The sequence below is a fragment of the Arcticibacter pallidicorallinus genome, assembly GCF_003002875.1.
GTDB lineage: Bacteria > Bacteroidota > Bacteroidia > Sphingobacteriales > Sphingobacteriaceae > Arcticibacter > Arcticibacter pallidicorallinus.
The window spans coordinates 104,930-130,935 of sequence record NZ_PVTH01000005.1; the positions used below are offsets into that span (position 1 = coordinate 104,930).

The following is a 26,006-nucleotide window of genomic DNA, read 5'->3' on the forward strand; positions in this document are numbered from 1 at the left end:
CATTATTGTTATATTATTCCCATACAGGCTTTAGTGCTCCAAGTCTATTAAAGAAATTATTCCATTTCTTTGAATAGTCTCTAAAATCAATTCCAAATCTTCCACAATTTCCTCGCTATTTTCATAACCAGAAATTTGATAAGAACGTTCCGTCCAACCATTGATTTTTCCAGTGTTCATGTCAAAATATATTTCGTGCAACTTCAGATCAGGCTGATCGTCGGTTCCATAGTTATAAGCTGATATCGCCACTTTATATTTCCATCGTCTACTGAATCCATATGTTTATAGTTAATGTTACTCACTCCAAATCCTTCACAATTACTTCTATTTCTGTAGCAAGGTGATCAAAATCAAAAAGCTTTACTGGTTTGATTGAAATATCGGTTTTTTCATTTATTTCCGCTAAAGACAAAATTACTTGCCACGTGTTAAAGAGTTCATACAACTCGCCTTGTGCCAGTCGGAATTCCGTAATGTTTTTCGATTTTTTGTACTCAAGCAATGCGTACATAAAAACACTCCATTGCTTAATTGTAGAAGGATCATTAGGATCTGAATCACCTTCTATCATCCAAAATTCCCTTAAATATCCCGGAACCACATCAAAGGTGGCATCTAAATTTGACTTTATAAAGGTTAAGCTTTCTTCAAATAAGGTTTCTTCATTCATAATACTATCTTGTTTTATTATTTTTGTGTACTTATATACTTGCGCAAATACGTTAATGCATAGACTTAACCAAACGTATTTGCATAAATGCATGAGAACTAGCGTTTACGTCGTCTTTTTCTCTTTAGTTCGTCATCGTCTATGTCGTAAGCAGATGCACCACCAACAAAGCCGCTAATATTGCTAATAGCGGCACCAGCAACGTCAAGAAACTGATCACGATTAGCCTTTTCATCTTCAGATATTCTCTCTTCGTTTCCAAAAGTTCCTGAAGTATTGCCGCTTGGCTCTGGTTCGTCTCCATTCCTTTCAATTCGCTGATCGCCTCGTGAATAATCTGTTGATTCTGCATGATGGTCTTTTGTCCGTTCCCAAGAACCATCATCCCTTTTTTGATGTCGTTCGTCTCCTTTAGAAAGCAAGTCCGCAAATCGTACTCGTGTTCGACTGTTTGCTTCGTAAATTGCCTTGCTGTCTGTGCTTTGTTCATATTGAATTCTATTTGATATGTTATTCCATTTATACATATTGCCGAGCTTTTGGCCTTTTGCCATAAAACCGTTGTCCATAACGTAGGTTATCCCAGAAATTCTGTCTGTGGTTGTTGATTGGTTAAAAAGCAAGTAAACTCCTAGTTCCTGACATTTTCGAATAAAACTTGCTACAGAGTCGGACTGATTCAAGGCTAACTTTACTTTTTCTTGCATCAGCATTCTATCCGAAGGCTTTCCGGTTCGTTGTACCATCTCCAATTCATCCTTGTTTGGCGCACGATCCTGGGCTTCATCAGACGAGCGTACAACGGCTAAGCCGTATTTTTGCTCTATACGCCGACAAAGTGCCTCACTGTGTTTGTAGTTATTGGAATCAGAAACTACAATGGCTTTGCCTTCATTAAATCCGATTCGTGTCAATAGTAAATGAACGTGTACATGTTCGTGATCCTCACCATCATTGTGTCTCCAAAGAGCGAAGTAGTTTGCGTCGGGATCGAAGCCCATTCCCTGCATATAATCTTTAGCAATCGAAACAATACGTTTATTATCTAAAACATCCTCCTTGGCAAAACTCAAAGCCACGTGATACCCATCATTCTTTACATTCGGTTTAAGCTGCCTGAGCAACTCCACATCCGCCATGATATCACTTCGATCATATTTAAGGAAATTGTGGGCAAGCACTTCTGCTTGTTCTTTAGGATCAAGTAGTTCGGTTTTCTTGTGGTTGTAATCAAATGCCGTTTTAAAGCTGTGTACTTTTTGAATAGCGATCATATTGAGATAATTTTAGACCTCAATATTTTCAGCATGGAGCTCAACTCATTGATAACGGCAGTGTCGATGGCAGTAAGCCTACCTTGATGTACAGCTTTGACATACTGATCCATGTTGACACCAATTTTTCTTAGCTCATAGTATGTATTGATATCAAGCAAGGGAGATTGTGCCTTGGGAAAACTATTTTTCATCAATAGCCGTCTAAATACATCTGGCGCATGCGTTCGGCAATCAGTCAATACCTGGTCCAGCCTCTCCTTTTCTTTCGTATTTAGGCGAATCTTAATTTCATAGATTCGCTTATCTTCAATGGGTAGTTTTTTATCTTTCATAACTGAATGAAGTGAGGTTATTGTATGTTGGAGCAAGCGTGCAGAGTCCCTCTGCACATGGCTTGCTCCACTACGATTCACATAGGTTTCCCTAGCAAATAATCATTTAGATCCTTGTAGCCTTTATATTTTCTTCGGTAATCAAAAAAGGAAATTTCATTGGCTTTTGAATAATTCTCTATCAGTGAAGTGGCTCTATCGCCTGCAAGGTCATTGTCGAGAAAGCAAATGATCCGGTTATTATTTTTTAGGAGATGATAAATACCAGCAAGATTGTGAACAGAATTAAGAACGCAAAGGTCATGTAGTCCGACCTGCTTGGGATAAAGCATAATAAAGCTTAAAAGATCCATTATTCCTTCTGTCACTATAATACTCATTCCGATATTGTGGGAATAAAAAGTCACACCCTGTTTTGTGGCACATTTAAAGTTTTGAGAACTGATATTATATCCATCATTAATGTTTTTGGTTGCTATGCCGCGGTAAACTATACCGTTCATTTCGTAAGATATGCCAGATACATAATCACATGCCTTGCTAAATTCAATACCTCGGCTTTCTAGGTAGGTACAAGCTCCTGGACAATTTCTCAATGGTTCAGTTTTAATAATTTTAATTTTGCTTGCAATCGGCAGCTTGTTATTTCCTTCAAGCTGGTGAAAAGAAAAAATACCTTTGTTAAAATCAGCAACAATTTTAGATACGGTATAATCTGGATTTAATTTCAAAATTAAATCTATCAGTGTACCACCCTCATTGATCCCAAAATCAACCCACAGATTTGAGCCTATTGAAACTTTAAAACTAGGCGTCTTTTCTGCAGGTCTTATTGGGGAATAATACATGTAGTAGCCATTCATTTTTCGTTCTGGTTTGATGGACATAGTGTATAGGTAATCCACTATGCTGCTTTTATTTATTTCTCGGGATGTCATAGCGTATGTTTACTTGTTATCTATTTTGATTCTTGTGAAAAGTCAAAAAACCACCTACTACACCTACTACTTACTACATATTTGTAGTGACTTATAGTAAGTAAAAATTCATAGGCTTACTACATTATAACAACTTGTTATACAAGTATTTACAGTTAGCTGTAGTAAGTAGTAAGAGGATTGTATTTAATTAGGTAACCTTTTACAGGATATTTCTGATTTTCATGACCTCTTCTTTGCACTTGTTCGAAACCAAGGATCTTTAGGGCCTTTCCAACTTCAACCGGATTGATTTTTAACTTCCCTTCAATGTTGGTTGTTAAATGCTCAACCAAATCAGTAGCAGTATAAAATTGTTGGTAATCATCACTTGATCCAGGCGAATAATATTTTTGTATCAATTCCATCTCTACAGTAAAGGTGGTATGCTGGTTATTTGAAATCTCATTTTCCTTAATTTCAGCTGGTGTCATTTCATATTTAAAACCAGTACGGTATAGGTAATAAGCCTGAGCCCAAACAGCATTGATGTCGACTTCTGTTTTATAATTCCAATTGATTTTTTTTATATTAAAACATAGCCACCTGACACTGCCTGATTCATCATTTAGAAATTCAGTTCTGTTGGTTGATCCAATGATTGAGGCTCTTCGCGGCTCCATTTTAGGCTTCCTATCATATGGGTGCCTAACCTTGATATATGATTTACTCATCAAAGTTTTTTGTGCATTGATTTCTGTTTTAGAGAGGGTAGAGAGTTCATCTTGAATGATTATAAAGTTTTGGCAAAGAGCGATGAGGCTGTCTTTATCAACCGCTATATTTTCTGCCTGATAATTATAAAGTTCATCTGGTATTAGAAAACGAGTTAACGTCGATTTCCCGCTATTTTGTTCTTCTTGTACAAGTGTCAGTGCTTGCTTATTGAAATAATCATCAATCAATGCGCAAACTACACACCTAACAAGCCATTTCTTAAATTGAATAGAGAACCTTTCCTGATTCTCTACTTCTATATACTGCGAAAATTTTTGTATATGATCTTCTTTGAATTCCTTAAATCTCCTTTCTAAGCTTTTGAAATACTCTTCGAATGGGTTTACTTTAACGATGTAATCCGAGCTTAGGAATGTATTTATTTCGCTGACAGTTGTTCTTTTGCCAGCCTGCCTTACTTCTATGTATAGAGTATTAGGATTTACAGGCAGATAAGTATTCTGATTTTTTAGACTTATCATAACCTCGTTCAAAATGATGTTATTTAAGAAATCATATTTTTCAAATAAAAACTTGATCATTTCAATGGTGCTACTTTTACTCTCTGATTCGCCTAAATTATAGCATGGTCGTGTATTCATTTTTAATCAATTAGTTGATAATCAATTACGAAATGGTTATATTTGACCTGTCTAAAGGAAACCATTCCGCATAGTTATTTAAAGCGAAAACATTGGCGTGTTTTCGCTTTTTATTTTTTCAAGAGTTTTCGTTCCTCCATTTGTTTCTGAAGTTTAGGAGTAAGCTTCTTGTTATTGGCTAGCCATTCAAGAATCTCTTCTCTTTTGTAAATCAATGGCGTTTCAGAAGAATATATAGGTATTGAACCTCTAGAGTTATAAGAATAAATAGTGGTAAGCTCCACACGAGCCAATTCAGCCACTTCGGTGGTATCCATGAATTCAGATACTGTGGGATTGAAGTTTACAGCCTCCTTTACATGATGAAAGTTTTGCTGCATATTAAGTAATATCTGCTCGATATGACTCAATCTCTGGTCTAGGGTAATAAAGGGATTTTCCATATTGCAAAAAATTTGTTTCTGCAATACTATAGCCCTCACAGCTCGGAAAAGCCGTTTTAATAATATCTACCCCGTTTTAATAATATACTTCTACAAATTGAAGCACTTATATAATAAGGGATATTAATGCATCTTGGTAAAATCTCGGATGGCTTTGCGAAAGGCCAAAGCTGGTTCAGTCAGCGCATCGCTAAAGTTGCTGTAATTTAATTTATCAAACTCACTGAATGAATAAAGATAGAGTTCAACATAGCTAGGTTGAGTGTCGGTTTTAGCTTCGCCGTAAAGTGTAGTAGAAAGAACATAAAAATTATAGAAGAGGGCTTTGATGCTGCTTTTATTCCCTTTTATATGAGCTATATCCAAGTGGATTTTTGAATTATCCACAAATCTTGCCTTAATAAATCGGATAAAATCTTTGTCAGATATTTGCACCTGTTTTAATTTTTCCGGGTGATCCGTATTTTCACGCATGATATCAAAGTATTGAATCACATTTTCCATCGGAACCGAATTAAAGGTATTGGTTTGGTTTTTCAAAATCAACAACTCTTCGTCGAAATCAAGTTCGTTCTTTTTAAGCTCTACTTTGTCCCGTCGTACGTGTTGATCGAACTCTTCAGGATTGAACAATTCAGATTTGTTTAGCTTCAGGAACTCCATAAAGAGGTCTTTATCATCCCATAAATACGCATACTTCCTTTCCACCTTGACGGTTGCAGCTATAAAACCGTAAACCAGTAAAAAAACAAAGCCTGCTGAAACGGCGGCAATCAAGGAACTGGAGAGTATGTAAGTCATTATTAAGAGGAAAAAAATCATAAAAACAGTAAAGAGTCTAATGTTCTTATAAACGTTCTTTCTCCATTGATAGAATTCCCAAATTTCTTCATCCGTTTTTACAGTCGATAAAACCTTCAAACAGAGGGATAAGAGCTTATATCGGACACCTTTACTGAGCGTTTCTTTTGAGCCGATCGTTTCTCCGAATAAAACCAGTGGATAAGAGTTCAATAATTTTTTCACGAGCTAGAATTTAATTTTATTAGCAGCATCAACCTTCTTTGAATTAATCACCTTAGCATAAATTTCCGTTGTCTTAAGATGCTGATGTCCAAGCATTTTTGATACAGTATAAATATCCTCTCCAGAAGAAAGAAGCAATGTAGCATTAGTATGTCGAAAGCAATGAAACGTAATATCTTTATTTATTCCAGCCCTTAAAATCCAATTTCTGATTTTATTATTATTATGTGCCGAATATTTTAACCCTTGAAAAACCTTTGCGTTTTGTTCTTTATTTGGTTCACCAAGTTCCAAAAATGCATCTTTACTAATTGGTAAAGTCTCATAGGTTTTAACCTTTTTTTGAAAATACCTAATAAAATAACCCAATTCTTCCGTATGATGAATTTGCCCCCATTCTAATGCAACACAGCTCGACCACCGCAATCCCGTTCGGATGGAAAACATACCTGCTTTAAAAAGTAATTCATTGTCCAAAGGAGTGTTCTTTAGTCTTATTACCTCTTCAATAGTCAAAAACTCACGGAAGGTTTCGGCTTGCGGAAACGACTTTATGTTCCGTAATGGGTTATCCTTAATAACCTTATCTTCAAATGCTTGGTTAATACTCGCTCTAAACTTATTAAAATAACTATATTTTGAATTGGCCGATAGTTTTGATCCTGCTGATTTGATAGTGGTAGTTGTGTCCAAATACTCCTTAAAATCTTTACAAAATCGTTCATTCACCTGAGAGGCCAAGCAGCTTCCATTCGTGAAACGTACTACATAATTATAAGTCGAAAGCCAGTTATCATAATTTCCTTTTGATGTGTAACGCTTTTTTACGATACTTTTGAAATACTGCAGAAAATCTAAGTCTTTATTTGAGATGGAGGGCATACCGAGTCTTTCACTAAGAAACTCAAGCTGGTATTCATTTTCTATCTGCCTAGCTTTGATCATTGTAAATTTATTATGCTCTCGTTCCATCTTGTTTGCTGGTTTTTCGAAGACATATAAATCCATAAACTTCCGCCTAGTATCCTTCTTTTTCTTTTCATCGTAAATAGCCGGATAAAAATCCAGGTATAAACTAGTCCTTCCCGACTTGTTCTTTTGTTCCCTTAAAGTAACGCGTATAGATTTATCTGTCATAATAATCAACTCCTATTGTATTTGTATGTTTGTACGTCACACGTACACAAAATACTCTCCACGTACAAAACATCTATTAACATATAAAAACGAATATAGTGAAAGTCAAACAAAAAGCCTTGAAAATATTTCATTTTCAAGGCTTTACACATATCTACAACGATCTAGTTTTATCTACTTACATGCATTTATTTCCCAATACAAAACTTCGAAAAAATATTATCCAACAAATCATCAGTTGTCACCGCCCCTGTTATCTCCCCCAAATAATACAAAGCCTGTTTGATATCCATAGCCAAGAAATCCGAAGTTACAGGGTTATCCAACCCATACAGAACCCTTCCCAGCGCCTCCTCAGTCTTCTGCAGCGCCTCCACATGGCGAATATTGCTTACAATAACATCATCATTGCTAATCTTATGCAGATTCACTTTCCTCAAAATCTCACCCTTTAACTCCTCGATCCCCTCCTTCTCCCTGGCGGAGATAAAGTTCAACCCAAAGCCATCCAGTGAATCAATCAAAGACAGATCAAGAAGATCCTTTTTATTTACAATGCCAACAAACGGAATACCGAGTACTTTCAGTTCCTCCAACTGCTCGTTAATCTCCTCCTGCGCCTGCACCACCGGATCAAACAAGTACATAATAAGTTTCGCCTGCTTCATCTTCTCCCGGGTCCGCTCCACCCCTTTTGCTTCAATGATATCAGCGGTCTCGCGGATCCCTGCGGTATCGATGAACCGGAATACCACGCCTTTGATCGACATCTCGTCCTCAATAGTGTCGCGCGTAGTGCCCGCGATTTCCGATACGATGGCGCGCTCCTCATTCAACAGTGCGTTCAGCAGAGTTGATTTGCCAACATTGGGCTTACCCGCAATGACCACCGGTACACCATTCTTCATCACATTTCCCTGCTCAAAGGAACTGATCAGACGATATAGCACCCTGTGAATCTTGTTAATCAGATCGCGCAACTGATCTCTGTTAGCAAATTCAACATCTTCTTCTCCAAAGTCCAGCTCAAGCTCGATCATGGAAGCGAAATGAATAAGTTGTTCCCTTAAAACCTGCAGTTCATTGGAAAAACCTCCTCTCATCTGCTGCATAGCCACCTGGTGTGAAGAAGCAGAGTTGGAAGCGATCAGATCGGCCACGGCTTCTGCCTGCGAGAGATCCATCCCTCCATTCAGAAAAGCCCGCAGAGTAAACTCTCCTGGCTTAGCGGCGCGCGCACCGGTTCTAATGAGCAGTTTAATAATGCTCTCAATGATGTACTGCGATCCATGCGTTGAGATCTCTACAACATGCTCCTTGGTGTAGGAGTGCGGACCTATGAAGAGAGATACGAGTACCTCATCCAATATTGCCTCTCCGTCACGGATGGTACCGAAATGAATCGTATGCGAAGCCTGTTTTGCGAGGCTCTTCCCTTTGAATACTTTATCTGTTATCGTAATAGCTTCTGGTCCCGAAAGGCGGATAACCCCTATTGCTCCACTTCCGGAGGGGGTGGCCAATGCTACAATAGTATCGTTGTTTGTCATGATGGTGCTATTAGAACTTTTCTTCAATGCCCAACCCGAAAAGGGCAAAGTCGTACCGTACAGGATCCATCGGATCGAACTCCAGCAGATGCTCTGTCAATTCAACTGCTGTCTGCCAATCGGTTTGTTTCCTGGTGATTAAACCCAGCTTTCTGGCTACACGATCGACGTGCAGGTCGCATGGGCAAATAAGTTGCGAGGGACTGATCCTGTCCCAGAGTCCAAAGTCTACTCCTTTGTCGTCTTTCCTGACCATCCAGCGCAGGAACATATTTAAACGTTTACAGGTCGACTTCTGCGATGGGGAGCTAACATGCTTGATGGTACGCCCTGGAAAATCGGGAAGGCTGAAGAAGTACCTTCTGAAGTGATTGAGTATGACTTCGACCCGGTGCTCCGTCGTATTCAGTGCCATCATGGCGCGGACTGCCTGCTGATCTTCATTCTGCTCTACAGGATGCTCGCTGAACTCAAAAAACCGACTGGTGCGCGATGGTAAAAAAGCGTCTTCCAGAGAGTCGAAGCGGGCATAATGCTGTCTGAAGAAACTCACGAAGTATAAGAGATCTGTATCGTTGAACGTGCGGTGCTTAAAGCCGAGTAATGACTTCAGGTCTTCATCCTGATGACCGGTGATAAACGCATAGGGAGTGCCCGACATACGCTCTATCAGCTCGTTGCACTTATTGATGATCGTCTTACGCTGCCCCCAGGCGAGTATCGCCGCGAAGAAGCCCATGATCTCGATGTCCTGCCTGACGCTGAACTGATGAGGTATCACAATGGGGTCGTTTTCAATGAATGAAGGCTGATTATACTGATCAGCCTTCATATCCAGAAACGACTTTAAGTCTTGTCTGTTCAATTCCACTATTAAGCTCCTATCGCTTGTTTAATATCTTCAAGCAGGTCTTCAATATCTTCCACTCCAACGCTTAGCCTCAATAAGCTATCGGTGACTCCTGCCGCCTCACGTATTTCCTTCGGAATAGATGCATGAGTCATGGAAGCCGGATGATTAATCAGCGATTCTACCCCACCCAGCGACTCTGCCAGTGAAAATACTTTGAATGAGGAGGCTAACTGGAATGTTGCCGCAAGATCTGCCCCTTTCAAACTGAAGGAAATCATTCCGCCAAAATCACGCATCTGCTTTTTTGCCACCTCATGGTTCGGGTGATCTTCAAATCCTGGCCAGTAGATTTTATCAACTTTAGGATTGGACTTCAAAAACTCAGCTATGGCGCGTCCGTTTTCACAATGCGCCTTCATCCGCAGGTGCAGGGTCTTAAGCCCTCTTAAAACGAGGAAGCTGTCCTGAGGTCCCGGGGTAGCTCCACAGGAGTTGTAAATAAACCACAGCCTTTGATAAAGCTCCTCGTCGTTCAGCATGAGCGCTCCCATCACCACATCAGAATGCCCGCCAAGGTACTTCGTGGCAGAATGCATGACGATGTCTGCTCCCAGATCGATGGGCGTTTGCAGGTATGGTGATGCAAAAGTATTGTCTACTGCCAGCAAAACGTTATTTGCCTTAGCAATAGCCGCAACAGCCTCGATATCTACAATTTTCATCGTAGGATTGGTCGGTGTTTCAATCCAGATGAGTTTGGTATTGTCGTTAAGGTGTTCCCTGATGACCTCAGGATCAGAGAGGTCTATGAAGTGGAATTTGATGCCGTAGTTCGCGAAGATCTTGGTGAACATCCGGTAGGATCCTCCGTAAAGATCATTGCCTGTTATGACTTCATCCCCAGCCTTGAACAGCTTCATGACTGCATCCGTAGCTGCCATTCCGCTTGAAAAAGCTAAGCCAAAACGGGCATTCTCAAGTGCTGCAAAACAGTCTTCCAAAGCTTTACGGGTAGGATTTGTTCCCCTCGAATACTCATAACCTTTATGGTCGCCGGGCGACTTCTGCCAGTAGGTAGAGGTCTGATAGATCGGCGTCATCACTGCTCCTGTTGTTGGGTCAGGTTCTTGTCCTGCGTGTATAGCTTTTGTTCCGAATTTCATATTTCTGGTCTAAACAGCAAAAATAAAACAATTTCAGCTTTAAGCACTTAATAGATGAATTAATACATCAATATGTTAATCTCCCGATTTATTGCTGTCAGGAAGCGCACGGAATGGATAGCTGCGCCCTTAAACATTGAAGATTATGTTGTTCAGCCTGTTGAGTATGTGAGTCCGCCCAAGTGGCACCTTGGCCATACAACATGGTTCTTCGAAACCTTTATTCTGAAGCCTAACTTGAATGGATACAGGGAGTTTGATCCCAACTACAATTATATTTTCAATAGTTACTACGAAACGGTAGGCGCACGTGTAATCCGAACAGACAGGGGTAACTTAAGCCGCCCGTCGGTCGAAGATATTTACAGATACCGCAAACACGTCGATGAGGCAATGGCTGCACTGTTAAGCAGCCCATCGGGCTTGACTGAGGATCTCCGCGATACGGTTATACTGGGTCTCAATCATGAAGAGCAGCACCAGGAGCTACTTTTTTCTGATATGAAATACATTCTGGGCCATAACCCCCTGTTTCCGCCTTACCGCCTCCAGATGAATAAGGTCAAGATCATCTATAACGAGAAGTGGGATTATCTGACCATGGACGAAGGCATTTATGAAATAGGCCACAAGGGCAAGGGTTTCTGTTTTGACAATGAGCTTGGCCGACATAAGGTTTACCTTCAGGAGTATCAGCTGAGCCGCAACCTGGTTACCAATGCGGAGTATATGGAGTTTATTGATGCAGGAGGCTATACAGACTTTAGGTACTGGCACGCCGAAGGCTGGGAATGGGTGAACCGGGAGAAAATAAACGCTCCAATGTATTGGCACCTGGTCGACGGAGTCTGGCATACCTATTCCATGGACGGCCTGGTGCCGGTTGAACTTTCAACCCCTGTGGTACACGTCAGCTATTACGAAGCACATGCCTATGCCGAATGGAAAAACGAACGTCTGCCTACTGAGTTCGAATGGGAAGCGGCATCTCCACAGCTGCTCTATGGCAAGCGCTGGGAATGGACGGAGAATGCCTACCTGCCCTATCCGGGTTTTACGAGGGCGGCAGGAGCACTCGGTGAGTACAACGGAAAGTTCATGGTCAACCAAATGGTGTTACGGGGATGGTCCACTTTTACTTCTCCGGGGCATAGCCGGCATACTTACCGCAACTTTTTTCACCCGCACCTACGCTGGCAGTTCACCGGTATCCGCCTGGCCAGATAATCGATACTAAACCTATGAACGAAACATCTGACCCAATATCTTTATCTGCGAAGGCGCTCCGGGAATTCAGGGACGATGTGCTTGCAGGATTGAAGAAAGAGCCTAAAGAACTTCAGTCAAAATATCTCTACGACGCCGAAGGTGATGAACTCTTCCGACAAATCATGCGCGCTCCTGAGTACTACCTTACAGACTGCGAGATGGAGATATTTAAAGAACAGTGCGCTGATATGGCGGCGCCCTTAAACGATTTCAGAGATGGCCTTGATGTTATTGAACTGGGCGCAGGAGATGCTGCCAAATCCTACTATCTGTTGCAATATTTAATATCGCAGGGCTTTAATTTCACCTACTACCCCATAGACATATCTGCTAATATTATCAATATTCTGAAGGATCAATTACCCGAACGCCTTCCTGGAATTAAGATTCAGGGTATTCAGGGTGATTATTTTCAAGCTCTAAAAAAAGCCGTAGCAACTTCATCCCGACCGAAGTTGGTCATGTTCCTTGGTGGAAATATCGGAAACATGCCGCCAGAAGAAGCCCTTGAGTTTTGCATTGAGCTACGTCGTAATCTGTCACCGGGCGACCGGGTATTGATGGGCTTTGATCTCAAAAAAGATCCCTGGCTCATTTTCAATGCTTATAATGATCATGGAGGAATTACAGAGAAGTTCAACCTGAACCTTCTGTCACGGATTAACCGCGAGCTAGGGGCCAACTTTGACACCAGCCTTTTTCATCATTACGAAAACTACGATCCCGAAACTGGAGCTTGCAAAAGTTACCTGATCAGCAAGGCCAATCAAGTTGTAACCATCGGGGCACAGCAGATCTCCTTCCGTGAACATGAGCATATCTTCACCGAAACATCCCAGAAATACACCTCCGAACAGATTGGAGCATTTGCCTCCGGTTCCGGATTTGAGTCTTTGCTCAAACTAACAGATTCCAAAGACTGGTTTACGGATGTTATTTGGCGGGCTGTATAGCGTCCGCCTGATTTTTTACATACAACTCGTCTATGATTACAATGACAACGGCCAGTAACGGAGTTGCCAGTATAATACCTAAACCTCCTGTTAAAGTACCGATCAGCACCTGACTGATAATGATCATTGCAGGCGGAATCTTGATGATTGCATTCTGAATCATCGGGGTAACTACATTACTCTCCATCGCTTGTATACCGACGTACATAAGAGCGATGATCAAGCCGGTGTTAGTATCAATCGTTAGCCCAAGTAAAACAGCCGGAATCATGGCAATGAGTGGCCCAAAGTTCGGGATGAAATTTAGAAATCCCGCCATGACTGCCAGGGCCAGAGCCATGGGCATCCCCACGATTTTCAGTCCTATAAAAGTAAATATCGCAATGATCAGCATGGCAAGCAAGGCTCCCTTGAGCCAGCCTTTAAGGGTTCCGCTGATACGGTTTAACACCCTTACTGCCCCGGGCTTCGCGGCGATGGGCATGAGTTTGACAAAGCCATCTTTGTACATCGACGGTCTGACCGTGAAGAACAAACCAATAAAAAAAATGATGTACAGATCGCCCACAACACCAAAACTCGTACGGAAGATCTGCTGAAATGAGTTCATTAGTTTCTGGCTGTTATTACCGGATACGTAATAGAGGATCTTCCTGCCAATGGAAGATTCCTTCAGCTTGCTCTCGGCGGTATCAACGAGTCCCGGAATCTCCTTGCTCATCTCACTCGCCTGCTGTGAGATTTTAGCCCCCATAAGGTAGAACATAGAGCCGATGACCACGAACGTAAAGAGAACACCTACGGCCATACTCCAGGAGCGCTTCCAATTGGTGTTTCTTTCTACCAAATCGGCGAGTCCATGAAAAAATACAGAGATCAAGGAACCCGCGAAAATCATTAACAACACGTTGAAGGCTGCCTTTAAAATAAAGATCAGGATAACCAGCAAAGCGATAATTCCCGCAGTAATCCAAACTTTCTTAGCAAACAGATTTAAGTCTTTTTTTTCTTCAGTCATAACAGTACAAGCAAGAAAACTAAATAGGGAAGAAAAAGTTTTACACTCATTCCGCAGCTGTTCTGCATCTATCGGATTACCAAGAGAATATAATTTGCATAGCTGACAGTAACTGCGAGGGGCTGTATTATATGAAACATCACCTGCGTCTGTTGAAACTCGATGGTCTGAGCAGATTTAGCAACATCTGCCTCTTATCTATTGAGCAGCTGAGCTTAGAGACCGTTTATATCAAAGCGCCTTCGACCCCATAAAAAGCCGTGATAAGTCCGACTTTTCGCTGTTACAGTCGGACTTATCACGGCAGAATGTGTGGCTGTTATCGGCTGCATATAACCGCTTTCTCTATTAGATTCGGGAGACGTTCTAAAGCAAAAGGGGCTGTCTCTTAAAGAATGAGACAGCCCCTTGCTTATCGAAACAACAAAGCTATTAGTAAGCCCTTGCAAATAAAACACGCTGAGTAGAAGCCTGTCCTGAATAGATACAAACCCCTTCCTCTTGCTTGTTATCCAAAGGAATACAACGGATCGTCGCTTTAGTCTCTTCCTTAATTTTCTTTTCAGTTTCCGGAGTACCATCCCAGTGTGCAGAAACAAAGCCAGCTTTGCCGTCAAGCACCTGCTTGAACTCCTCGTAAGAATTCACCTCAGTGATATTTTCTGAACGGAATTTAAGAGCCTTTTGATAGATGTTAGTCTGGATATCTTCGAGCAGCGCTTCAATACGGTTAGCTAAACCATCCTGAGCGATAGTCTGCTTTTCTTTAGTATCACGTCTCGCAATCTCCACGGTACCGTTCTCCATATCCCGGCCGCCAATCGCGATACGCACGGGAACACCTTTTAATTCGTATTCCGCGAACTTGAAACCCGGACGCTGTGTATCGCGGTCATCATATTTAACAGAAATTCCTTTTGCCTTTAGCTCAGCATGCAGATTATCAGCGAATTCAGTGATCTTAGCTAAATCTTCATCACTCTTGTAAATCGGCACGATCACCACCTGGATAGGCGCAAGCTTCGGAGGCAATACCAAACCTGAATCGTCAGAATGTGCCATGATCAACGCACCCATCAGACGAGTAGATACTCCCCAGGAAGTTGCCCATACATGGTCCAGCTTACCTTCTTTGCTAGTAAACTTCACATCAAATGCTTTGGCGAAATTCTGCCCCAGGAAGTGTGAGGTGCCTGCCTGAAGCGCCTTGCCATCCTGCATCAGTGCTTCGATACAATAGGTCTCTACCGCACCCGCGAAACGCTCGTTTGCCGTTTTGATGCCTTTCACTACCGGCATCGCCATCCAGTTCTCCGCAAAATCTGCGTAGACGTTCAGCATTCTTTCTGTCTCTTCGATAGCCTCAGCAGCCGTGGAGTGAGCGGTGTGCCCCTCTTGCCAAAGAAACTCGGTAGTACGTAGGAAAAGACGCGTACGCATCTCCCATCTGACCACGTTTGCCCACTGGTTTACCAGAATAGGAAGGTCCCGGTATGACTGGATCCAGCCTCTGTAAGTGTTCCAGATAATGGTTTCAGATGTTGGACGAACGATCAGTTCTTCCTCCAGTTTTGCATCCTCGTCCACAATAATATTTCCATTGCCATCGTTCTTCAATCTGTAATGAGTAACGACCGCACATTCAGTTGCAAAGCCTTCAACGTGAGCGGCTTCTTTTGAGAAAAATGATTTAGGAATAAAGAGCGGGAAGTAGGCGTTACTATGGCCGGTATCTTTAAACATCTTGTCGAGCGCAGCCTGCATTTTTTCCCAGATAGAGTACCCGTAGGGCTTGATAACCATGCATCCCTTTACCGCGGAATGTTCTGCCAGATCTGCTTTTGTAACAAGTTCATTATACCATGCTGAATAATCGTCGTTTTTGCTCGTAATACCTTTACTCATACTTAATTTATGTTGTTTTTTTCGTAATTTTAACACAATGTCCGAGCTAACAAAGTTATAAAACAAAACGGGCAATTTTACCATTAAGTGACGCAACCTTTTCCTATGTTTTGCGTCTATACAGATACAGTGATGATTGGAGACTTAACACACACCGCAATGAGAAAATTAATTATACCAGCTATTGCAGCGTTCGCTGTTGTACTGGGCTCCTGCTCCACTTCTCAATTGGCGCAGCAGAGTACCGCACTAAACGATGATGTTTACAGCACACAGGCTAAAGCGAAGGAGGTTACCTATGCCCCGGTTGCTGAGCGTAACTACCGCACGGATGAGCAACTTTACGGAGGTAATGATTATTCAGACAGCGATTACGAGGAGAACATCGACTATGATTTCGATTACGGCTATGCTTCCCGCATTAACCGCTTCCAGTATGGTTCAGGTTACCGCCCGTATTATGACAACTTCTATTCCTTCGGGTACAGTCCCTGGTACGGATATGGTTACGACCCGTTTTTCATGGACCCATGGGCATTTCGTCCCGGATATTCCATGTGGTTTGGTTTAGGAACATTCGGCGGAGCCTGGGGATATAACCCCTGGGGATACGGAGGTCGATTTGGCTATGGCAACTATTGGGGCCCGGTTTCCTACGGCGGCTTCGGATATCCAGGCTACGGGTATGGATACGGCGGAGGTTATTATGGCGGCGTAGCGGCTAGAAGAAACAACCCGCGTCCTTACCTGGGATCAGGCAATCCTGGTGCAATTACCAGTGGCGATCGTGGATCTCGTCCTGCCGGAAGAGCAAATAATCCCATGTACGATACAGGCAGAGGTCGTTCAGCAAACGGCACCTACGCAAGACCTTCCAGACCAACTACAGGAACAAGCCGTCCTGCTTCGGGTACTGCTACACAAAATAGACCGACTCGTGTCGAAAGACCGGCGAGGGAGCCGTATGTTGATCGTACACCTCGTACCGAGTCATCCCGCCCAAGCTCATGGGGAACTGGATCTAGCTCCAGCGGTGGTAGTTCAGGGGGCAGCTCTGGTGGCGGTGGTTCAAGACCAAGCAGAGGATCAAGGTAATACTTAACTAAACCAACATGAAAATTCAGAATATATTAATGGTGATCGCAGCTACTGCGATCACCCAAGTATCATACGCTCAATTTAATCAGGACGCGCTCCGCTTCTCCAGGTTCAACGAGGGATCGACTTCCCGAATCAAGGCAATCGGAAATGCATCAACAGCGGTAGGCGGAGATTTAAGCTCTATAGGCGGTAATCCGGCCGGACTTGGCTTCTTCAACCGCTCTGAAATCAGCATCACTCCTGAGTTCAATTCTTCGAACGTCACTTCAAATTATTTTAATCAAAGTGAAACTGACGGAAAAGAACAACTCAATTTTCACAATGCATCATTGCTTTTTCATTCTGCAAAGAAGGTTCCGGCAGGCTCAAACGCCACAACCGGGTTTCTGAACTTTAACTTCGGACTTTCCTGGAACAGAACCAATAATTTTTACGACAATCTGTATCTGGCCGGGCGCAATCCAAACAATTCCATTGCCGATTTCCTGGCAGATCAAGCGAACCTGGTAGGCGGTAGCGTTGATGACCTGAACCGTGCCGGCAATCCTTTGGGATGGTGGGGTTACGAAAGCTATTTAATTGACTCTGTCGGCCAGGATTCATACGGTAATCTTTATGGTCCCAATACCTATACTGATGCTGATCAAACCCTGACCAGAAGAAGAACAGGCGGCCAAACGGAGTTTAATATCGCGATGGGTACCAATTACAGTAACAAGCTGTACCTCGGACTTAGCGTAGGTCTGACCAGCCTGAGATACAATTCCTACACAACCGTTAGTGAAATTGGAAACGTGGGGGCTATAGGGACTATTGTATCCGAAGGCGCAGAGTACAGAACCTTTTATGATTTTAACCAGCAAACACGCGGTAGCGGTGTGAACTTCAAGTTGGGGGCGATCTATAAACCTGTTGAATCTGTTCGCATTGGTGCATCATTTACCAGTCCGACATGGTATTCTATCGAGGATGATAGCAGTCTTGCCCTTGAAACTTTCTATGATGGAGGAGATCAGTTCCCTGCCCTGCCGGAAACCTTCGCGGACAACTACAATCTGAGGACGCCAATGAAGGTAAATGGTGGTGTCGCCGTGTTTTTCCAGCAGTTCGGTTTCCTTTCAGCAGATATTGAGTATGTAGATTATGCCGGGATGAAGTTGAGTAACTACCCTACTTCAGGTGACGACAATCAACGCATTTCGAACTTATATAAATCCGTCGTAAACGCTAAACTGGGTGGTGAAGGACGTTTAAATGAGAACCTTTACCTGCGGGCAGGATATAGCTACCTTGCGAATCCTGAAGAGGGAATCGGTGGTGCAACAAATGTGGTTAGTGGCGGACTTGGCTACCGTGTGGGTAACTTCTATGTAGATGCTACTTATCAGAATGTATCGAGAAAGCAAACGATCTACCCTTACGAATTGGCAACACAAAGCCCTGCGGCAGACTTAAAGTGGACTAACGATAATGTTTACTTGACTCTGGGACTTCGCTTCTAATCAGTCAATAAACGATTAAAATAAAAAAGAGGGTGGTCATAAAAATGATCATCCTCTTTTTTTGTTCCGGTCAAGCTTAAAACATCACCCGGGGTTCAGTTGTGACTTATCGGATAGTCTGGCTCTGGCTTGCATTAGGCCTTAATCACAAGCCAGGGTGCGCACATCTGAAAATATCAGATAATGCCAAAAAGTGAACCTCCTTTGGCTCCCATCTTATCAACCCGGCTTTCCACCTCCTGATCCTTTATGAGTTCAGGCGCATGATGAGGCTTCTTACGTGCATCGATAATTAGCGGTCCTCTGCAACCCCAGTGTTTATGCTCGGTAAAGCTGTTGATGCCGTGTACGTCATGCGAAGGATTACTCCGTGTGAATGTAACCCAAACCAAATTATTGATGTCTGCAGCAGTAAACTGAGCATCATCACATAAGATAATCAGCGCAAGGCCGTCAAGCTCAACTCCCTTCAGATGTACGTTAAGTAAGGCGATCTCCTTTTGCGTGCCTTCGGCAGAAGAATAGGGCATGCCTTCAAGGGCGAGTACGCCAGGTATTGCCAGCTTAAATCCACCGAAAAGGGACGGTACTTCAAAGTAACTTGGTATGTCTCTCCATAGTTCGCGCTTTTTATCGCCCGCTGCCGCAAACACGACCTTGGATCCAGAATTCAGTCCGTCACCGCTATAATCCAAAGTGTCGATAGTGGTATTGGTATGGAAGTGCAAATCTCTAGTAAAATCCATTCGCTCCAGCACATGCATCATGAATGTATCGATGTTATGTGTGTGCAAAGCTGGATTGTCTTCTTTGGCCGCAATGAAAAGGTATTTTGCAAGACTGAGCTGATTTCTACCCAGAATCTGATTAGCGATCGTCAGGATCTCCTGCGGACGGCGTTCGTTCAGATAGGGCGTGTAGCGCTCACTACCGATGGCGAACAACAGCGGATGTACCCCCGCAGCATCGACGGCATTTACTTCGTGCAGTCCGGCTATTTCCTTCGGCATAGCAGAACCTGTGATTTCATGTATGAGCGCACCGAAACTGGTATCCTCCTGAGGAGGTCGCCCTACTACGGTAAAAGACCAAATCGGGTTTTTCTTATGATACACCTTATGGACCTTCATCAACGGAAAGGGATGAACGAGGCTATAGTAGCCGAGGTGATCTCCGAAAGGTCCTTCAGGCTTGTTGTCCTGCGGGTAAACTGTTCCTGTGATGACAAAGTCTGCATCTGCAGAAATACAAAATCCTTCTTCATCGTAAAAATAACGGAAGCGGCGATTGCCCAGCGCTCCGGCAAATATCATCTCGGAAAGTCCTTCTGGCAGGGGCATTACGGCGGACAAGGGGTGTGATGGCGGACCTCCTACAAAGATACTCACCTTCAATGGTTGTCCCAGAGCATTGGCTTTCGCCTGATGAACGCCTATACCTCTGTGCAGCTGGTAATGCAATCCGACTTCCTGATCCTGTATATAGTCATTTCCCCCCAACTGGATGCGGTACATCCCCAGGTTGGCATTCATGACGCCTGGTTTATCATAATCCTCGGTATATACCTGAGGCATGGTAACAAACGGCCCTCCGTCCATTGGCCAGTTTACTATTTGAGGAAGTTCTGAGATACTGGTTTTTCCGAACGCAATCGGGGCATTCTTTCCCACTTTCATCGGCAGGGCCGAAAGCGCAGTAAGGCTGACATTAGCATACTTGAAGGGATTTTTCATGGCCTTTACAGGGTCCATTTTGATATCTACAAGCGTTTTGATCTTGTCGAGTGTATCCCTGAAAATAAAGCGAGAGCGCTCCAATGTGCCAAACAGGTTCGACACGGCGGGAAACTTGCTGCCTTTTACATTTTCAAAATATAAGGCAGGCCCCTGATGCTCGTACACGCGCAGGTGTATAGCTGCCATTTCGAGATAAGGGTCGACTTCTTCTTTTATTCTTATTAAATGGCCATGTTGCTCAAGGTCATTTACACATGCTTCTAAACTGTGATATCCCATTTAAGCCAAACTTAGAGATTTTCGCCTTAAAAAGCGCTCACTGCATTCAATTCTTCGAGGTCTCCTTTGTCAAGATTCAGATACGCAGCCCTTGCAATGTCACGCAGCTGCTCTACGCTGGTAGCACTGGCAATTGGAGCGGTAACACCGGGTTGCGCAATGAGCCAGGCAAGTGACACCTGTGCGGGTGTAGCACCGTGCCTGGCAGCGATCTCGTCAAGTTTATTCAGGATGGAAGTTCCTTTTTTGTTTAGATATTTTTTAACGCCAGCTCCCCGGGGACTTTTGGAGAGATCGGCTTCGGACCGGTATTTCCCTGTCAGAAATCCGGCGGCTAATGAGAAATAGGAAATGACGCCGATGCCATATTCCTGTACGATGGGCAAATACTGGCTTTCAAAGTCAGCACGCTCAACAAGATTATATTCTGGCTGGAAACATTCGTATCTGGGCAAACCCCTTTCGCTTGCATCCAATGCTTCACGCAGCCTTTTAGGCTCGAAGTTTGATGCACCGATGACCCTTACCTTGCCTTCACTGATGAGTTTCGCATAAGCCTCCAACGTCTCTTCCACTGGTGTAGCCGGGTCGTCGTAATGTGATTGGTACAGATCGATGTAGTCTGTTTGTAACCGACTAAGGGATGCTTCCACCGCTTGAATAATGTAGTCCTTCGTTAGACCTTTCAAGCCCTCGCCCATTTCTGAGCCAACCTTCGTAGCGAGCACGATGTCTTTACGCTTCTTACTTTCTTTGAACCACTGACCAATAACCTTTTCTGAATCACCACCAGAGTTGCCTGGCACCCAGCGGGAATATACGTCTGCGGTATCGATGAAGTTAAAGCCCAGATCAACAAACTCATCCAAAAGTCTGAAAGATTCAGATTGATCGGCGGTCCAGCCAAATACATTGCCACCAAAACAAATTGTAGATACTTTGAGCTCTGACTTACCTATTTTACGTTGTTCCATATTGTCGAAATTACACAGAAAAAACACCGCAAGGGGCGTCTTGTTCGACAGACGTGTGTCATTTCCTCGTTTCGATCCGCTTGAGCAGCCAGAGACAGAGGACTAACCAAATCGTTCCCATGCAATATCCCGCCAGCACATCGCTCGGATAATGAACCCGGAGGTAGATTCGGCTGTAGCCGATGATCACGATAAAACTGAGTAGCAGAATCACGAGAAATATCTTGAGGAACTTGTTTTTTATATACTTAACAGTCAGATAGATGAAAAGACCAAAGAAAGTAATACTTGTCATGGCATGTCCACTCGGGAAGCTCAGACCATGTGCCGGTTCCAGCAAAGGAATCAATGGTCGCGGTCTGTTAAAAAGCAGCTTGAGCAAGTGCATGACGCACACGCTGCTTAGCGCGATGGCGCCAAGTTTGATCGATTGCCACCTGTTCTTTCTGATGAACAAACAATAACAGATCAGTAAGATATTGGCCGGAAGCATGAATTGGGTGCCTCCAATCCAGCTGTAGATAACCATAATTCGCGAAGTCGTTTCGTTCGTATGGGGTTCGATCAAGGAATAGATCTCACGATCGAAGGCCTCATTTTCGTCAATCAGGATCATCTTCGCAAGGACGAAAAATGATATCAGCGAAATGAACACCAGCATAGCCACCAGAAAGCCCTTTGAGAATACGGTAAAGGATCGTTTCAGTTCTTCAGAATCGGCAGTGGCCGGGGACTTGTCTGGTGCTTCCATAGATGATGAGGGCTGTCGGCCTGTTTAGCAAATAACTCAGACCACTGATTTGTTCCAGAATTCGTGTAACTTTTCAATTGCGATTTTATCCGTCAGGAAGGTAACATCATCAGGTGAAAGTGCAGTCCGCTTCACCCAACGGAACGATTGCTTTACCACGCCAGCATCCTCAAAATCGAAGTTGCCTGTAGAAATGCGGCATTTAAGAGGTTCAAGAGGCTTTACCAGGTAATAGATGCTGATAATCTGACTCTCGTTAAATGACGATTTCTCAAAGAAATCCGTCGTATATATATGCTCCAGGATTTCGATAGGCGTCTCACATTCTTCTATGAACTCCCTTTTGAGCGCATCCAAAAGGCCCTCTCCATATTCGAGCCCCCCACCAGGAAACTTACTAAATCTAACAGACTGGTGCTCTTCATCACTGAGCAGGATCTCGTCCTGCTCGTTGATCAGAAGGCCGTAGACACGAACATTAAATAAAAACATCTTTCGGTATTTAGAGCGATCAGCTTACATTCTTTGGGGAACATCAATGCCCAATAACTTCATGCTTCTTTTCAATACGGAAGCAGTAGCAGATGATAAGGCAAGACGTATCTGACGAAGATCCGCATTCTCCTCTTTCAGGATAGGCTCTTCGTGATAAAACTTATTGTAAAGCTTGGCTATATCAAACGCGTAATTGGCAATCAGGGCCGGACTAAATTCCGCCGCTGCAGCCGTAACAACCGCAGGGTATTTGCTGATTGCGAGTATTAATTCCCGCTGAACGACTGAGAGGTCGGCAATACCGTCAAAAGCGGGCGCTGCAACATCTGCCCTCATAAGCACCGAGCAAATCCTTGCATGAGTATATTGAATGAAAGGACCAGTATGTCCCTGGAAATCAATAGACTCATTAGGGTCAAACAAAAGGCGTTTCTTAGGCTCTACTTTTAAAAGGAAGTACTTTAAGGCACCAAGACCGATCATGCGGTATAAGGCAGTTTTTTCTTCCTCAGAGAAGCCGTCCACCTTCCCTAACTCTTCCGTACGCTGACGAGCCGTATCGACCATCTCCTGGATCAGGTCGTCGGCATCAACCACTGTTCCCTCACGGGACTTCATTTTACCAGATGGGAGATCCACCATACCGTATGAAAGGTGGTATAGGCCTTTAGCCCATGACTTTCCAAGCTTATCAAGAATCAGAAACAGAACCTTAAAGTGGTAGTCCTGCTCATTGCCAACCACATAGATGGATTCATCCATCTGGAAGTTATCGTACTTCAGTTGAGCTGTTCCAAGATCCTGTGTGATATATACGGACGTGCCGTCTCCGCGCAGAACCAATTTCTCATCCAGTCCATCAGCTGTAAGGTCAATCCAAACGGAATTATCCTCTTTTTTAAAGAAGACGTTCTTCTCAAGGCCTTCGTCTATGATGTCCTTGCCCAGCAGGTAGGTATCAGATTCGTAATAGTACTGGTCAAACTCGACGCCAAGACTCTTATAGGTAACGTCAAAACCGGCATACACCCAGCTGTTCATGGTCTTCCAGAGATTGATCACCTCCTCGTCGCCTGCCTCCCATTTACGGAGCATCAGCTGCGCTTCCTTAATCAGCTCTGCATTCTTCTTTGCTTCATCCTCATTCTGACCAGCGGCCTTCAGTTCGTCAATCTGCTTTTTGTATTCCTGATCGAATTTAACGTAGTAATTTCCAACTAGCTTATCTCCCTTCAGTCCGGTACTTTCAGGCGTCTCGCCGTTGCCAAACTTCTGCCAGGCAAGCATGGATTTACAAATGTGTATTCCCCTATCATTCACCAGGTTCGCCTTAATCACCTCATAGCCTGACGCAGCCATGATTTCAGAAACGGAGAATCCAAGAAGATTGTTGCGCACATGCCCCAGGTGCAGGGGCTTATTGGTATTAGGTGAAGAATACTCAATCATCACCTTTTTTCCATTTGAAGGGAGGTCGCCAAATTCCGGAGAAAGGATCGTTTTGCGAAACAGATCCAGCAAATAGGCACTGCTAAGGGATATATTAAGGAAACCTTTGATCACGTTGAATGCCGAAACCTGTGGAAGATTCTCCAGAAGGTAAGCACCTATTTCATTCCCGGTTTGCTCGGGCGACTTCTTAGAAATGCGTGTAAGCGGAAATGTTACTATGGTTGTTTCGCCTTCAAATTCCTTACGGGTTTCCTGAAGGTTTATGTCACTCTCTTTTAATTCAGCATCGTATAAGGCCTTTACAGCCTCAAGGGTTCCTTTCACAATAAAATCCATCCGTCAAAATTAATAAATTCCTTTAGATTTGTTATACATCCACCATGCCTATGAAAACACCCGGATCACAGCTCCACGTTGATTCAGAAATTGGCCGGTTACGGACGGTACTGATTCACAGTCCCGATAATGGAATCGGACGCGTAGCACCCTCAAAAGCGCAGGATTGGCTATTTGAAGACATCCTGCATCTAGAAACTGTGCGCAAAGAATATGACTATTACGTACGAGTCCTCCTCTACTTTCTGGATCCGGAAAAGCTCCGGGACAGGTTATCGGCAGGAGATGAACCGAATGATGACCGCGCATTCTACAAGCCCGGCATTCGGGGCTTCTATGATTCAGATCACGTACTGGAGATGGAAAAGCTTTTGGCTGACATTCTCGGAGACGAAAGCATCCGCGAAAAACTTTGTGCCGCCGTTTGTGCGATAGAAGGATGCAGTTACAACCAGCAGTTGGATCTGAACGCTCTCGAACCCGACCGCCTGGCAAGGATCTTAATATCAGGATCGCTGAAGAGTGGTGAGATGCTATTCCCTCCCATCCCTAATCTGATATTTACACGCGACCTTGGAATCGTCATCAACGGCTATGTTCTCTTAAACAAACCCGCAAAGAAAGCCCGCAACCGGGAAGCACTCCTCGCCCGGTATATGTTCTTTAACCATCCGCTTTTCGCAGCCTACCGCAGCAAGATCCTCGAAATACCGCATTCCGTGCAACATTTTCTGCGACCTGGAGAGGCGCCTGATGAAAAGGCTACGCTCGAAGGAGGTGATGTGATGATTGTCAGTCCGAACCACGTCATCATCGGCTGCTCCGAGCGTACTTCAGCAAGTGGCGTCACCGAGGCCATGCGCCTGCTGTTTGATAACGAGGTAGTCGAGAAAGTCACCGTCGTAAAGATTCCGCATAAACGGGATTATATGCACATCGACACACTGTTTACGCAGGTTAATCGTCATACCTGGGTCGTACTGCATTCCATCTGCTCAGGCCGTAATAAGATCAAAGGGGAGCCTTTGGAATACCTTAGCGACAAGAAGAAACAGAACGATGTTCAGATACTACAATTCAAAAAGAATAAGGAAAAGCCCAAAAAGTTCAAGAATATCGAAAGCCTTCTGGCATCTGTGAGCGAGAAAGATCTGGGAAGCACGGAGAAAACGGTGTTTATTTATTCTGGAAACGATGAATTTCCCCACGATGAGCGAGAGCAGTGGACCGATTCCTGTAACCTCCTGGCTCTGAAAGACGGTGTGGTTCTTGGATATGACCGGAATGACCGCAGTGTCGAATCCTTCAAAGCCAATGGTTTTCAGGTCATTCCGGTGGAAGAGCTCAGTAAGCAGATTGAAGCCGGAAAAACCGATTTTCATTCACTGGAGAATACACTTATTCTTATGCCTTCGGCTGAACTTTCCCGCGCCAGGGGCGGTTTCAGATGTATGAGCATGCCTTTACTACGAGATCCCATTTAAT

24 protein-coding genes are annotated in these 26,006 nt (G+C 43.7%); 5 read left to right on the forward strand and 19 right to left on the reverse strand.

Translation table 11 applies throughout. The features are described 5' to 3' along the window. Window positions 1–30: 30 nt before the first annotated feature. From B0I27_RS17475 to B0I27_RS09760, 12 genes are all read right to left on the reverse strand, one after another. Entirely contained in the window at window positions 31–180 is a 150-nt protein-coding gene (locus tag B0I27_RS17475) for a hypothetical protein (RefSeq protein ID WP_181276734.1), read from the reverse strand. Between the two features lie 121 nt (window positions 181–301). Continuing rightward, window positions 302–673 carry a hypothetical protein gene (locus tag B0I27_RS09710; protein WP_106293049.1) on the reverse strand — a complete coding sequence of 124 codons (372 nt, stop codon included), beginning with the start codon at window positions 671–673 and terminating at the stop codon, window positions 302–304. Window positions 674–771: 98 nt separating this feature from the next. Next, window positions 772–1,947, reverse strand: coding sequence for a relaxase/mobilization nuclease domain-containing protein (locus tag B0I27_RS09715; RefSeq protein WP_106293050.1), 1,176 nt, complete (start codon window positions 1,945–1,947; stop codon window positions 772–774). Then, complete coding sequence (locus B0I27_RS09720; protein WP_106293051.1) at window positions 1,944–2,282, reverse strand: hypothetical protein; 339 nt, start codon at window positions 2,280–2,282, stop codon at window positions 1,944–1,946. The genes B0I27_RS09715 and B0I27_RS09720 overlap by 4 nt, the downstream gene beginning before the upstream one ends. A 77-nt stretch (window positions 2,283–2,359) precedes the next feature. Then, window positions 2,360–3,169 carry a toprim domain-containing protein gene (locus tag B0I27_RS09725; RefSeq protein ID WP_181276735.1) on the reverse strand — a complete coding sequence of 270 codons (810 nt, stop codon included), beginning with the start codon at window positions 3,167–3,169 and terminating at the stop codon, window positions 2,360–2,362. A gap of 206 nt (window positions 3,170–3,375) precedes the next feature. After that, window positions 3,376–4,578 (reverse strand): VapE domain-containing protein, encoded by a 1,203-nt coding sequence (locus tag B0I27_RS09730; protein ID WP_106293053.1) that lies wholly within the window; start codon window positions 4,576–4,578, stop codon window positions 3,376–3,378. Window positions 4,579–4,688: 110 nt separating this feature from the next. After that, window positions 4,689–5,021, reverse strand: coding sequence for a helix-turn-helix domain-containing protein (locus tag B0I27_RS09735; protein ID WP_106293054.1), 333 nt, complete (start codon window positions 5,019–5,021; stop codon window positions 4,689–4,691). A 123-nt stretch (window positions 5,022–5,144) separates the two neighbouring features. Next, complete coding sequence (locus B0I27_RS09740; RefSeq protein WP_181276736.1) at window positions 5,145–5,822, reverse strand: hypothetical protein; 678 nt, start codon at window positions 5,820–5,822, stop codon at window positions 5,145–5,147. 228 nt (window positions 5,823–6,050) lie between these two features. After that, window positions 6,051–7,184, reverse strand: a complete 1,134-nt coding sequence (locus B0I27_RS09745) for a tyrosine-type recombinase/integrase (protein ID WP_106293056.1) — start codon at window positions 7,182–7,184, stop codon at window positions 6,051–6,053. A gap of 188 nt (window positions 7,185–7,372) precedes the next feature. Further along, window positions 7,373–8,734, reverse strand: a complete 1,362-nt coding sequence (gene mnmE, locus B0I27_RS09750; protein WP_106293267.1) for a tRNA uridine-5-carboxymethylaminomethyl(34) synthesis GTPase MnmE — start codon at window positions 8,732–8,734, stop codon at window positions 7,373–7,375. A gap of 10 nt (window positions 8,735–8,744) precedes the next feature. After that, window positions 8,745–9,566, reverse strand: coding sequence for a TIGR02757 family protein (locus tag B0I27_RS09755; protein WP_181276752.1), 822 nt, complete (start codon window positions 9,564–9,566; stop codon window positions 8,745–8,747). Between the two features lie 41 nt (window positions 9,567–9,607). Next, window positions 9,608–10,750 (reverse strand): cystathionine gamma-synthase, encoded by a 1,143-nt coding sequence (locus tag B0I27_RS09760; RefSeq protein WP_106293058.1) that lies wholly within the window; start codon window positions 10,748–10,750, stop codon window positions 9,608–9,610. 72 nt (window positions 10,751–10,822) lie between these two features. Between B0I27_RS09760 and egtB the strand changes: the two genes are divergently transcribed. Continuing rightward, the gene (gene egtB, locus B0I27_RS09765) at window positions 10,823–11,977 is read left to right on the forward strand and encodes an ergothioneine biosynthesis protein EgtB (protein WP_106293059.1); all 1,155 of its coding nucleotides are present in this window, start codon (window positions 10,823–10,825) and stop codon (window positions 11,975–11,977) included. Window positions 11,978–11,991: 14 nt separating this feature from the next. Next, window positions 11,992–12,972 (forward strand): L-histidine N(alpha)-methyltransferase, encoded by a 981-nt coding sequence (locus tag B0I27_RS09770; protein ID WP_106293060.1) that lies wholly within the window; start codon window positions 11,992–11,994, stop codon window positions 12,970–12,972. Here the strand turns inward: B0I27_RS09770 and B0I27_RS09775 are convergent. Continuing rightward, window positions 12,953–13,990 carry an AI-2E family transporter gene (locus B0I27_RS09775; protein ID WP_106293061.1) on the reverse strand — a complete coding sequence of 346 codons (1,038 nt, stop codon included), beginning with the start codon at window positions 13,988–13,990 and terminating at the stop codon, window positions 12,953–12,955. The two genes, B0I27_RS09770 and B0I27_RS09775, sit on opposite strands and share 20 nt — an antisense overlap. 432 nt (window positions 13,991–14,422) lie before the next feature. Then, window positions 14,423–15,895, reverse strand: a complete 1,473-nt coding sequence (proS, locus tag B0I27_RS09780; RefSeq protein WP_106293062.1) for a proline--tRNA ligase — start codon at window positions 15,893–15,895, stop codon at window positions 14,423–14,425. A gap of 159 nt (window positions 15,896–16,054) precedes the next feature. On the opposite strand from proS, the gene B0I27_RS09785 reads away from it, so the two are divergent. Together B0I27_RS09785 and B0I27_RS09790 are read left to right on the forward strand one after the other, a co-directional pair. Next, the gene (locus B0I27_RS09785; protein WP_146133114.1) at window positions 16,055–16,990 is read left to right on the forward strand and encodes a DUF3300 domain-containing protein; all 936 of its coding nucleotides are present in this window, start codon (window positions 16,055–16,057) and stop codon (window positions 16,988–16,990) included. Window positions 16,991–17,007: 17 nt separating this feature from the next. After that, a complete protein-coding gene (locus B0I27_RS09790; RefSeq protein WP_106293064.1) occupies window positions 17,008–18,498 on the forward strand; it encodes an OmpP1/FadL family transporter in 1,491 nt (496 codons plus the stop codon). 176 nt (window positions 18,499–18,674) lie between these two features. Here B0I27_RS09790 and B0I27_RS09795 read toward each other — a convergent pair whose 3' ends face one another. The 5 genes from B0I27_RS09795 to argS are packed head-to-tail and all read right to left on the reverse strand — an operon-like array spanning window position 18,675 to window position 24,521. Then, window positions 18,675–20,513: a UbiD family decarboxylase gene (locus B0I27_RS09795; RefSeq protein WP_106293065.1), complete on the reverse strand. Its 1,839-nt coding sequence runs from the start codon at window positions 20,511–20,513 to the stop codon at window positions 18,675–18,677. 26 nt (window positions 20,514–20,539) lie between these two features. Beyond that, window positions 20,540–21,487, reverse strand: a complete 948-nt coding sequence (locus tag B0I27_RS09800) for an aldo/keto reductase (RefSeq protein WP_106293066.1) — start codon at window positions 21,485–21,487, stop codon at window positions 20,540–20,542. 58 nt (window positions 21,488–21,545) lie between these two features. Then, complete coding sequence (locus B0I27_RS09805; protein ID WP_106293067.1) at window positions 21,546–22,238, reverse strand: phosphatase PAP2 family protein; 693 nt, start codon at window positions 22,236–22,238, stop codon at window positions 21,546–21,548. A 36-nt stretch (window positions 22,239–22,274) separates the two neighbouring features. Further along, window positions 22,275–22,730 carry an NUDIX domain-containing protein gene (locus tag B0I27_RS09810; protein ID WP_106293068.1) on the reverse strand — a complete coding sequence of 152 codons (456 nt, stop codon included), beginning with the start codon at window positions 22,728–22,730 and terminating at the stop codon, window positions 22,275–22,277. 24 nt (window positions 22,731–22,754) lie between these two features. Beyond that, on the reverse strand, window positions 22,755–24,521 hold the full coding sequence (gene argS / locus B0I27_RS09815; RefSeq protein WP_106293069.1) for an arginine--tRNA ligase: 1,767 nt from the start codon (window positions 24,519–24,521) through the stop codon (window positions 22,755–22,757). Between the two features lie 50 nt (window positions 24,522–24,571). Here argS and B0I27_RS09820 point away from each other — a divergent pair, with 50 nt between their 5' ends. Next, the gene (locus tag B0I27_RS09820; protein ID WP_342751874.1) at window positions 24,572–26,005 is read left to right on the forward strand and encodes an arginine deiminase family protein; all 1,434 of its coding nucleotides are present in this window, start codon (window positions 24,572–24,574) and stop codon (window positions 26,003–26,005) included. Window position 26,006 lies beyond the last annotated feature (1 nt).